A 10,577-nucleotide genomic window follows, 5' to 3' on the forward strand; every position below is an offset into this window, starting at 1 on the left:
GAGTGGCTTGAGAAGCTCTTTCATTAGTTTTGGGAAAATTGTTAGCATGGCTTATTCACATTTATTGGTGTACATTTACTTTGTTTTCTTATCTATAATATCAAATTTTGTACCACTTTTTTCCACGTTCAACACTTCTGGGAAAAAGCCTATTCGTTTCGATTTTACCCCACACCAAAACAAGAGTCGCTATTGCGGCGCACTTTGGGCTGTGTAAGATTAGTTTACAACAAAGCTCTCCACGAACGAACACAAGCTTGGTATGAAAGACAAGAAAGAGTAGGCTACGCTCAAACTTCTTCAATGCTAACCGATTGGAAAAAACAAGAAGAATTAGACTTTTTAAACGAAGTTAGCTGTGTACCCTTACAACAAGGTTTAAGACATTTACAAACAGCTTTGACCAATTTCTTTGCCGGTCGTACTAAGTATCCTAACTTTAAGAAAAAACATCAGTGAGGAAGTGCCGAATTTACCAAATCTGCTTTTAAGTTCAAAGACAAACAAATCTATTTAGCTAAATGCACAGAACCTCTACCTATTCGATGGTCAAGACAAATACCAGAAAGCTGTGAACCAAGCACAGTAACAGTCAGATTACATCCCTCAGGACGTTGGCATATTTCAATAAGATTTGATGACCCAACGATTAAGCCTTTACCAGTAACAGATAAAGCCATCGGAATTGACTTAGGAATTAGTAGCCTAGTAATTACCAGCAATGGCGATAAAGTATCTAATCCTAAGCATTTTAAAAAGCATTATCGGAGACTGCGAAAAGCACAAAAAAGCCTTTCTAGAAAACAGAAAGGCTCAAAGAATCGAGAAAAGGCAAAAATCAAAGTAGCCAAGATTCACGCTCAAATCACCGATAGCAGAAAAGACCATTTACATAAGCTAACCACTCAATTAGTTCGTGAAAACCAAACGATTGTGCTTGAGAATTTAGCCGTCAAGAATCTGGTCAAAAACCCGAAATTATCTCAGGCAATATCTGATGTTAGTTGCCCCCCCTTGCCCTAGGGCTGATTCATTCTCCCATCAGAATATCAAAAGTAAAAGCGATCACCGTCAGGTAAAATGAGAAGTGACTGCCAACCTTTTAAATATATGTTGAGCTTAATAGAAAAACTGAAACAAGTCAAGGACTTTCGGAAAGATAAAGGAAAAGGACACCTTTTATGGATAGTATTAGTAGTAATAATACTGGGAACAATGCTAGGATAATCAGGTTATAAGTACCTAAGCAAAATTAATTACACATCTAAGCCACTACTCCGTCAGACTTCTGGTGTGAGGAAACAGTGAACTGAAAAATCAAATCCGATCCCTAATAGCTGTCTCCCGTCTCCCGTCTCCCGTCTCCCGTCTCCCGTCTCGACTAGGAAATTAATTTTGCACGACTACTTATTAATCCAGTAGATATTCAGGATTGAGGATATCAGTTTTGGCAAAAGGACAGATTTGAGGAAAAGTTTTTTTATCTAACCCTGTTTCTCTAGCGGCAAGTAGGCAAGCATTTTGATAACACTGATCAAAAACTTCCTCAAAATATACCTTGAGACTGGGGCTATCTTCAAAAACTTCTAACAATCTCAAACAGTGTTCGGTGATAGAATACTGCCAACTATGAGAACGTTTAGAGGGTTGATACTGCCATTTAAGGAGGTGAAGCAATAGCTTTTATAAATTACTTTTCAAAGCCTTTTTATCACTCCTCCCCATTGCCTCAATTTCCTCAATCAGATTTTCTAAATCGAGGTACTCCCACTTACCTTCTTTAAGTAATTTAGCAGTTTCTTCTACCCACAGATTAAAGTCTGTGTCATAAAGTTTCTTGGCAGTAGATAGCATATTAGGTTTCTCCTACCTCCTTCATCTTAGAGGATTGTGACTGGGAATCTTATAATTTTCGTGGGATAGGTTTGCAATCCATCCTAGCTAATGATAGCTTGCCGATTAGGGATAATAGGTACATCCAGAGGTACAGGTTTCGCAGATTTCGACGGCATGAAGGTTGGGTAAACCAGCTTTTGCCAATTTTTCATAGATCCAGCGCGATAATTCTTCACTGGTGGGATTTTCTAAACCAGTGGTTTCATTGAGATAATGATGGTCGAGAAAATTATCGAGTAATGGCTGTAAATATTGTTTAATTTCACCAAAATCCATCACCATTCCCTGTTGTGAGCCTTGGGGCTGTAAATGATTACTTTTCACATAGACGCGTCCTAGCCAACTATGACCGTGGAGACGGCGACATTTACCTTCGTAATGGGGTAAATGATGGGCTGCTTCAAAGCGAAATTCTTTGTAAATAATCCATTCTGCCATGGTTAATCCGTCGATACTGTCGGTTAGGTCTGCTTTATTTATTTGGCCACTGATAGTCATCCATTCTAGTCAAAAGCTTAGTATTCTTAGTCCATAGTAAGCTGTTGGCGCATCTAATACCATTTTTCTTTATTCATGGCAGACATCCTACTCCTCTCTCCCCCCTCTTGCCCCCCCGATGTCGGTAGGGCTGATTCATTCTCCGAATCTAATTCTTTTTTTTGCTATCTTTAATCGCTTATGAGGCAAGCAAAGCACGACGTTTTTAGAAATTTTCAGATATATATTGCCGAGAAATCGACTAAAAACGTTGTCATACTAAATCTGGTTATTAAAAACTGATTATTTATTCCCCTTTGCCTTTTGCATGACTAGAAAACGGGTTTCTCCGAGAAACCCGTTTTCTGTGCGTTACTCAACGGATTTAGTATCAGATAAAGATTTGAGAGAATGACATTTGAGAGCATGAAACGACCCTACCCTTATCAAGGGTGATCCCCCGGGCTATCGGCACCCCCCTTATCAAGGAGGGCAGCGGGGATCAGTCAGTCAAAATTACCCTTCCAGTTTCCGGCCTTTGCACAAAAGACCGACCCCAGCAACGGAGAGTAAACCGAGAACCGTCGCCGGTTCGGGAACGGTGGTCAGGGAATAATTGGCAAGGATGAAGAGTTCAACAGTAGAACCGTAACTACCTTCGGAAGCGAACCCCGTAGCCACGTTCCCGAAAATGTCGCTACTGGTGCCAAAGCCGAATAGATCATTATCGCAAGCCGTGTTGTCACAAGCGATAAAATCTAGTCCCGATCCGTCTAAGGATAGCACCGCCTGACCCGTTAGACTACCAGAAAGGTTCAAAGCGTCAAAAGAACCTATGAACGGGAGGGCAGGAGCGGGAGAGCCGTTAAAGGTGGTATTACTGATAGAACTGACGAATACCGTGTTGTTATCTGGTTGCAGGGTTCCGTCCACCGTCGCAGTGATGGTTCCTAAGCTGGAGGTGTAGGAAAAGTTAAAAGTTGCGGCGCTGGCAACCGGTGCAAGGGTGGCGGTGGCTACCGTGGCGAGGGCGACGGAATAACAAAGGGAACTTTTGAGGGGCATAGAATACATTGTTTAGCTAAATTCCCACGCATTCTACCCCCCCCCCCGATTTTGTCAAGGTTGTTGCTATTTATATTTATTATGCTTTATCTAGCTATTGATTACTCGATTCGGGATTTAGGGCGATCTCCCAAGAGAGCGGCGAAGTGGTGCGCTTTTCTGGGGTGCGAGGGGCGATCGGTCAAATTGACATATACTATGATTATTAGAGCGATCGATGTTTATCTAAGTTAAAGAGAACAATAAAACTAGCGATCGATGGGCGTGATCAGTAAAGTCAAATTAGGAGAGTTTTGGGAACGCCACTCGGACGCAGAAGAAGCTCTTACCGATTGGTATAACTTCGCTAGTAAGGCTAACTGGAAAAATTTAGTAGAGGTTCAAGGTCGCTTGCAGTATCAACCGAAACCGATTAATAACTCCCAAGAATACGAGCGATTTTTAAGCATAATTGAAGGGATGATGTCACGGGAGTTAAGCAATGACGAAGGACTATTATTCGATTTATTGGTGTTATTAGTGGAAGAATACGAGCGGAAACATTATCCGATCGCCCGAACAAATCCTACCGCTACGTTAGAATCGTTACTGGATGAATTCGATATCGATAGGGAGTGTCTTGTGGATATTTTCGGCGATCGGGATAGAGTAGAATCGGTGATAGGGGGGAAACAGGCGATCGCTCCCTCTCAAGCCGAGTCTCTAGCCGAATTTTTTAATCGTTTAAGTGCGAAACTGGCGTTAAGCGCCCGTGATTTTCTCTTGTAGCCTCGCTTTCCCTCGGGGACTGGGGGGGAAGACCATATAACAAATCCTTACTTTCTTCATAACTTTAGATTAATTAAGATAATGTTACAAAACTTTATGAAAAAGCCGTAGTATGATAATTTACGCCAGTAAAGCGAACACAATAAGGAGCAACACCCATAATGCAGTCGGCCGAGATGTTGCTGACAGTCCCCAAAGAGTATTTAAAAGCACCGGGGGGCTTCAACCCAAACGTTACCATGTTTTTCAGTGCCTTGAGCCTAATAACCCTATCTACCTGTGGGTATTGGCTCTGGTCCTGGCCTGACTGGATTTGTTTTAGTGCTAATGTCCTCGCTTTACATTTATCGGGGACAGTTATCCACGATGCCTCTCATAATTCTGCCCATAGTAATCGGCTATTTAATGCTATTTTAGGTCATGGCAGTGCTTTAATGCTCGGTTTTGCCTTTCCGGTCTTCACTAGAGTCCATTTACAGCACCACGCTCACGTTAACGATCCCGAAAATGATCCGGATCATTTTGTCTCCACTGGCGGCCCTTTGTGGATGATTGCGGCCAGATTTTTTTATCACGAGATTTTCTTTTTTAAGCGGCAACTCTGGCGGAAATACGAACTGCTGGAATGGTTCCTCAGTCGTCTTTTTGTGGCTACCATAGTCATCGTCGCCTGTCAATACGGTTTTATCAGCTATGTGATGAATTTTTGGTTTGTTCCCGCTTTAGTGGTGGGAATTGCCCTCGGTTTATTTTTCGATTATCTCCCCCATCGTCCTTTCCAAGAGCGCAATCGTTGGAAAAATGCCCGCGTTTACCCCAGTCCTCTCTTAAATCTGCTGATTTTAGGACAGAATTATCATCTAGTGCATCATCTTTGGCCGTCGATTCCCTGGTACAAGTACCAACCGGCATACTATGCCACTAAACCGCTTTTAGACGCAAAAGAGTGTGAACAGTCTTTAGGTTTACTGCAAGGTAAGAATTTCTGGAGTTTCCTCTACGACGTCTTCTTGGGGATTCGCTTTCACTCCCATTCTTCCAAATCTAACTTATAGCAGTTATCGTAATGATGAGGTACAAAGTTTTCGTTTTGGCAAGTCGGTGGTCGATTTTATGAGAAACTCTGTATCTGTAATGGTTTCTTTGTCAACTTGATTTTTTGAAGGAGGATTTTATGGGTCAGCATTGGGGAAAAGCCTTAATTTTAACAACAACTTTCTTGACAATTAACATCGATTATGCTAAGTCTTTAACCTTTGGTGAGGCCGTTGGTATTGGAGCGGGGGCCTTGTTAATCAACCGGGCGGTACAGGATAATAGACAACGTTATCGATTTGTGCCACCAGAGCAAGAATTTCAGCGCGGACTAGAGGACGGTTTTAACTTTGCCCGCTATGATAATCCGCGCAATTCTAGGGACTACGATGACGGTTTTATCGAGGGACGAAGACGGCGGGAGTCGGGTTGGTCCAGTCCCAACCGGAGAGGTTGATTATTTTTTTGGTCTGCGTCCCACTTCGGCGGTTTCTTGAATGGAAAAGATCCTCAATTTACCGTCGATGGGAGCGACTTTAGCCACCGCTGCCGATGCCACTATATAGTTATCACCCTCGGTGTTGGTAATATTGACTACCCGCTCGCGAGTGATAATCGCCATCTCGTTATTTGCAAGAATATCCACGTCCCAATTCTCAGAAAGAACCTCTATACTTTTAATATTTTTGTAGGATTCCTCTAAAAATATTTTATGTTCCGTGATGCCATTTAACTCAAAAATTTCGGTACTAGCATCGGTTTTAATGGTCAATTGCGAGGAAATAAACGGGGCATAGTGTTTGAGGATTAGGGCGATATTTTTGTCTTTAATAGCGGTTTCAATGTCTTGAATCATTGCTTTAATTTCCGCTTCGCTAATTTTTTGTCCCCAATCGCGATTACTCGATTGTTTTACTGGCACTATCGAGGGATTAGCATTGACCAAAGGGGGGGAGATGCCGGGGAGAAGGGATAAACCGAGCAATAGAACAATTAATTGGGGAGAACGCATAATTTAATAAACTTGGTAAATTCAACCCGAATCATAGCATTTTCTCGTTACCGAATAAATCCTCAAGGTGAAAGTCCCTACTTAGGGAAGCTAAGAGAGCAAAATTCTGGCTGTGCAAAGTCTAGGTTGATCCTTTAGCTATTTTTGGCTTGATATTTCCAGAATAACAGGGGTATGATCGCTAGGTTTTTCTTGTTTTCTGGGTTCTCGATCAATTAGACAATTAACGGCTTTTTCGTATAGCTGAGGAGTTAAATAAAGATGATCAATTCGCCAACCTCGGTTACGAGCAAAACCACCGCTGCGATAATCCCACCAACTATAATGTCCTGGATCCGAGGTGAATTTTCTAAAGGCATCTTGTAAGCCAATTTCTAAGACCTTTTCTAAAGCTTCTCTTTCTTTAGCTGAAGACATAATATGATTTTCTTTGCTCTTGGGATCATAAATATCTTTATCTTCTAAGGCAATATTAAAATCACCACAGATACATAATTCTTGGGGTTGAGAATTAATTATTTTATCTAGATATTTCCTGAGAGTTTCTAACCATTTAAGCTTATAAATATATTTGTCACTATCTAGAGAAGAACCGTTAGGAACGTAGAGATTAATAATCCGAATATCGCCGATTACTCCAGTAATTAGCCGTTTCTGTTCGTCCAGTTCTCCCGTTAAATTTTCGCCGATAATGGGACTAAATCCCACAGTGATATCCTCCAGGGGTTTTTGGCTAAAAATCGCCACACCATTATAGGCTTTTTGTCCAGAGAGATAGAGATGATAACCCAAAGATTCAAAAGCTTCTCTGGGAAAATCTCGATCGATGACCTTGGTTTCTTGCAAGCATAAAACCTCAACGGGATTGAGTTGTAACCAGTTAATTACCTGTTCTTGTCGGCTGCGAATCGAGTTGACATTCCATGTGGCGATTTTCATAGCTAAAAACCAAGAATTTTTCTCATACTTCCTCGGCAAAACTGGCGCAACGCACAAACTCAAAGGGACCGGCGATCGAACCCCAGACTAATTGATCGGTTTCGGGATCTAAACCACGATCAACGCTAATTAATCCCCGTTCACTAATTTCAAAACTATTATCCAAATAAGTCATTTTATCTTTGCGAAAGACTAAACATTGTTTACCCGGTTTCACCACCCCTTTAAAACTGTTACCAGTCCAGGTGACATTCATATCACAACCCGGCATCGGTTCTAATAGGTCTAAGGTGAGATTTTTGAGACGGTGGGGTTCTCTAGAAGCACCAAAAAAGTTAGCTTCCTCTTTAACTTTAAAGTTTTCTAGTTCAATATGGTCATCGACTACCGACAATTTAAATACTCGCAAACGATAGGGAGTATTGAGCATAAAATCGTAGGCCTGCTCTAAAAACAAACTGGTTCCCTCCAGTAATTCATCGGGTAGAGGACGCATACACACGCGAATATGAGCAAAAAAAGGCGGATTAGCAAAAGCTTGTTCTTGATTACTAAAATCCGCCGCCATCCAGCGTGCTAGGGTTTTTATATCCGTGGGATGAGTCATAGTTTTTGAGATGTGAATGGCTATTAGCTATCAGCCATCAGCTAGTTAATTGCTCTGATAAGTTTTCACTGATTACTGATAACTATGACCCGATAATTGTTATTGTGCGATTACTTTAATTTCGATATCGGCACTAACTTCGGGATGGAGTTTGACTTGTACTTTATAGACTCCCAATTGACCGATATCGGGGACGGTAATACCACGGCGATCGATTTCTAATTTAGCATTTTCTAGAATAACCGTAGCCACATCTTGACTGGTGACAGTACCAAAAATTGCCTCATTTTCTCCCGCCTGTTTAGGGATGCTGTAGGGACTGAGTTTTTCGATCGCAGTTTTTCTGGTTTCCGCTTCTTGTTTTTCGGCGAGGAGACGTTGACGCTCTTTTTCTTTCCTAAATTCTGCCTGTTTAATCGCGCCTTTGGTGGCTAAAACGGCCACACCTTGGGGGATAAGGTAATTGCGCGCATAACCGGGGGCCACTTCCACCACATCGCCATTTTCACCTAATTTGCTGACTTTTTGATTGAGGATAACCTGCATTCGTTTCACCATGATCTTGACCTAAAACAATAGTTCCAAAACCCTTATCATACCATGCAATCGTCAAGTCTTGATCACAAGTTAGTTATTGCCGGCGGCGATGATCTGGGTTAATAGGGGTCCGATTGCCTGAAAGGCCGAGGGTAAAACCGCTACGGTGGCGGCTGCGATAATAAAGGTCGTGGCTAATCTCAGCACTTTCTCGGAGGCTTTTTCGTAGGTGTCAGATTTATAGTCGAGTTTGTCTAATCTTTGGTCTATTTCCTGAAAACGTTGGTCTATCGCCTCAAAACGTTGGTCTATTTCCTGAAAACGAAGGAGTCAACTTCTGATAATGTCGTCCCTCATGTACCCAACACAAAGTAATATTATCAGTCAGTAATTTGAATTGGGGAGCATGATCACAGACCAGAGTTTGCACTACTGGCCAATCAGTTTGTTGATGATAGAAAGCAATCGCTGCTGCTTCTATAATTCGAGTCGGGTGCTGAGAACCTGGTTTGGGTAGATATGTATCAAGTAGGGCATTAAACTCTGCTTCGCTCAACACAGTTTCTTGAGGTAATAGTTTCAGAGCATTTTTCCATTTAGTTGGGATTGGGAAAGTCTCTTTGTAAGTTGTCTGTAAGTTGATTGAGAATCAACTCCAGTTCTGGGGCATTTTGCAATACTTTGACTACACTCAATCTGTCTTTTTTGGCAGTGGTCAAGTAGATTGTATAGAAAGGGTTGCATATTACATTAGTGGTATAGTTCACCCCACCCACCCGCGCACCAGTTTGGTCTAAGTGTTGCCAATGACTGCTCTCTAGTCCTGACGCACATACTTCATTTTTCTCGCTTTCAAACTCCACTTGGTTTTTAATCAGTAGGTTCGATAGATATCCGACTGATATGGATATGCCAATATCTTCTAAAAACTCTAATAATTTGCCTTGGGTCATGTTGCCCGCGTAGTATAGGCTAATGACTAAGGCTTTTATTCCAGGTCCCCATTCTCCTTCATAACCTCAAGGCAGTTCTGCTAAATAGGTTTTTCCTGCTGAGGGTGAGTAGCTGACAGGGGGACAAACAAGCTGAAAAGCTTATGTAGCATGGAATACAGATATCGACTCCCCAAAAAGATAGGTCATATATAGTAAATATGACCTAGAGAACAAAAATGATAAGTGAATTATACCAGAAAGTGTTAGAAAATGAACTGGGGCGAGCCAGATATCTACTGTTGTTAATGGTAGTTGGAACCTTGCAAATATTGAAGCAAGCAAAGTTAGAGATATTAGCGGAAGCCTTACCAATACCAATCCTGTTTGAGAGTCGGATAAAAAAACTAAAAATATTTTTAAAGCTGGAAATTCTGAATATTGAAAAAATCTGGTTTCTCTGCCTAAAAGAGATGTTAAAACAGCAGGAGAGATTCATAATAAAAGGATTAGTATATATTGCCATAGACTGGACGAGTTGCGGAGCAATTAATATCTTGATGGTGAGTCTAATTTATGACAAGAGAGCCATGCCAAGCTATTGGGAAATATTAGATAAAAAAGGAAGTAGTAATCTCGAAGAACAGCAGCGAGTATTGGGAAAAATATTGACGGTGCTATCAGGTCATAAAATCGTGGTGTTAGGAGATAGAGAATTTTGCTCAGTCAGTCTTGGAAAGTGGCTTCACGAGTAGAGTGTATACTTTTTTTAAGACAAAAACAAAGCAGAAATGTCAAGACAGAGGAAGTAGTTTATCAAGAAATGAGGGGATTGGATCTAAGTCCAGAAACTCAACTATTTTTGAATGATGTAAATATTACAAAAAAGCAGGGATTTAGACCGTTTAACTTAGCTGGTAAGTGGAAAAAACTTACTGAGGTTTTACCACAAAAGAACCTTGATATATTTTGACGAATTTTGAAGATTTAGAGACGGCAATAATTGCCTATCAAAAAAGATTTGATATTGAAGAGATGTTTCGAGATTTTAAGTCGGGAGGCTATAGCTTAGAAGGTTCTCAATTAGCACCGCAATACCTATCAAAGCTGATAATTGTTATAGCTATTGCGTATACAAGTGCCACACTACAAGGTAAAAAAATTAAGAATATGGGAATCCAAAAATATGTCACAAGACCTGAAAAAAGATATAAAGGTCAACGCAGACACAGCAGTTTTTATGTGGGTCAACATCTCTATCATTGGCTCCAGCTACATCAAATGTTCCAAAAAAATATAGAAGAGCTAA

General features: G+C 41.1%; 11 protein-coding genes and 4 pseudogenes. 7 read left to right on the forward strand and 8 right to left on the reverse strand.

Going from position 1 to position 10,577, the window contains the following annotated elements:
* Positions 1 to 99: 99 nt before the first annotated feature.
* A pseudogene (locus tag ACE1AQ_RS02970) lies at positions 100 to 1,005 on the forward strand (RNA-guided endonuclease InsQ/TnpB family protein); the annotation flags it as partial.
* A 105-nt stretch (positions 1,006 to 1,110) separates the two neighbouring features.
* Positions 1,111 to 1,224, forward strand: a pseudogene (locus tag ACE1AQ_RS02975) (ISAs1 family transposase); the annotation flags it as partial.
* Between the two features lie 186 nt (positions 1,225 to 1,410).
* Here ACE1AQ_RS02975 and ACE1AQ_RS02980 read toward each other — a convergent pair.
* From ACE1AQ_RS02980 to ACE1AQ_RS02990, 3 genes and pseudogenes are all read right to left on the reverse strand, one after another.
* Positions 1,411 to 1,854 (reverse strand): annotated as a pseudogene (locus ACE1AQ_RS02980) (DUF29 domain-containing protein).
* Between the two features lie 105 nt (positions 1,855 to 1,959).
* Positions 1,960 to 2,334: a 6-carboxytetrahydropterin synthase QueD gene (queD, locus tag ACE1AQ_RS02985; protein WP_039900104.1), complete on the reverse strand. Its 375-nt coding sequence runs from the start codon at positions 2,332 to 2,334 to the stop codon at positions 1,960 to 1,962.
* A 555-nt stretch (positions 2,335 to 2,889) separates the two neighbouring features.
* A complete protein-coding gene (locus tag ACE1AQ_RS02990) occupies positions 2,890 to 3,438 on the reverse strand; it encodes a PEP-CTERM sorting domain-containing protein (RefSeq protein WP_110545020.1) in 549 nt (182 codons plus the stop codon).
* Between the two features lie 258 nt (positions 3,439 to 3,696).
* Here ACE1AQ_RS02990 and ACE1AQ_RS02995 point away from each other — a divergent pair, with 258 nt between their 5' ends.
* The 3 genes from ACE1AQ_RS02995 (at position 3,697) to ACE1AQ_RS03005 (ending at position 5,698) form a co-directional block, all read left to right on the forward strand.
* Positions 3,697 to 4,206: a transcriptional regulator gene (locus tag ACE1AQ_RS02995; protein ID WP_172456647.1), complete on the forward strand. Its 510-nt coding sequence runs from the start codon at positions 3,697 to 3,699 to the stop codon at positions 4,204 to 4,206.
* A gap of 161 nt (positions 4,207 to 4,367) precedes the next feature.
* The gene (gene crtR, locus ACE1AQ_RS03000; RefSeq protein ID WP_008202538.1) at positions 4,368 to 5,261 is read left to right on the forward strand and encodes a beta-carotene hydroxylase; all 894 of its coding nucleotides are present in this window, start codon (positions 4,368 to 4,370) and stop codon (positions 5,259 to 5,261) included.
* A 119-nt stretch (positions 5,262 to 5,380) separates the two neighbouring features.
* The gene (locus ACE1AQ_RS03005; RefSeq protein WP_002763627.1) at positions 5,381 to 5,698 is read left to right on the forward strand and encodes a hypothetical protein; all 318 of its coding nucleotides are present in this window, start codon (positions 5,381 to 5,383) and stop codon (positions 5,696 to 5,698) included.
* Here the strand turns inward: ACE1AQ_RS03005 and ACE1AQ_RS03010 are convergent, their stop codons facing one another.
* The 5 genes from ACE1AQ_RS03010 to ACE1AQ_RS03030 all read right to left on the reverse strand — a co-directional run bounded on the left by ACE1AQ_RS03010 (position 5,699) and on the right by ACE1AQ_RS03030 (position 9,289).
* Complete coding sequence (locus tag ACE1AQ_RS03010) at positions 5,699 to 6,253, reverse strand: hypothetical protein (protein ID WP_008202534.1); 555 nt, start codon at positions 6,251 to 6,253, stop codon at positions 5,699 to 5,701. It abuts the gene before it with no gap.
* A gap of 138 nt (positions 6,254 to 6,391) precedes the next feature.
* Positions 6,392 to 7,192 carry an exodeoxyribonuclease III gene (xth, locus tag ACE1AQ_RS03015; RefSeq protein WP_110545017.1) on the reverse strand — a complete coding sequence of 267 codons (801 nt, stop codon included), beginning with the start codon at positions 7,190 to 7,192 and terminating at the stop codon, positions 6,392 to 6,394.
* 22 nt (positions 7,193 to 7,214) lie between these two features.
* Positions 7,215 to 7,799: a chromophore lyase CpcT/CpeT gene (locus ACE1AQ_RS03020; RefSeq protein ID WP_008202529.1), complete on the reverse strand. Its 585-nt coding sequence runs from the start codon at positions 7,797 to 7,799 to the stop codon at positions 7,215 to 7,217.
* Between the two features lie 99 nt (positions 7,800 to 7,898).
* Complete coding sequence (gene rplI / locus ACE1AQ_RS03025) at positions 7,899 to 8,357, reverse strand: 50S ribosomal protein L9 (protein ID WP_008202527.1); 459 nt, start codon at positions 8,355 to 8,357, stop codon at positions 7,899 to 7,901.
* Positions 8,358 to 8,932: 575 nt separating this feature from the next.
* Complete coding sequence (locus tag ACE1AQ_RS03030) at positions 8,933 to 9,289, reverse strand: hypothetical protein (RefSeq protein WP_008202521.1); 357 nt, start codon at positions 9,287 to 9,289, stop codon at positions 8,933 to 8,935.
* 242 nt (positions 9,290 to 9,531) lie between these two features.
* Between ACE1AQ_RS03030 and ACE1AQ_RS03035 the strand changes: the two genes are divergently transcribed.
* Complete coding sequence (locus ACE1AQ_RS03035) at positions 9,532 to 10,023, forward strand: hypothetical protein (protein WP_216644963.1); 492 nt, start codon at positions 9,532 to 9,534, stop codon at positions 10,021 to 10,023.
* 214 nt (positions 10,024 to 10,237) lie between these two features.
* Positions 10,238 to 10,577: pseudogene (locus ACE1AQ_RS03040) on the forward strand (transposase); the annotation flags it as partial.

The organism is Microcystis sp. BLCC-F209 (genome assembly GCF_041928595.1).
In the GTDB taxonomy this organism is placed as follows: domain Bacteria; phylum Cyanobacteriota; class Cyanobacteriia; order Cyanobacteriales; family Microcystaceae; genus Microcystis.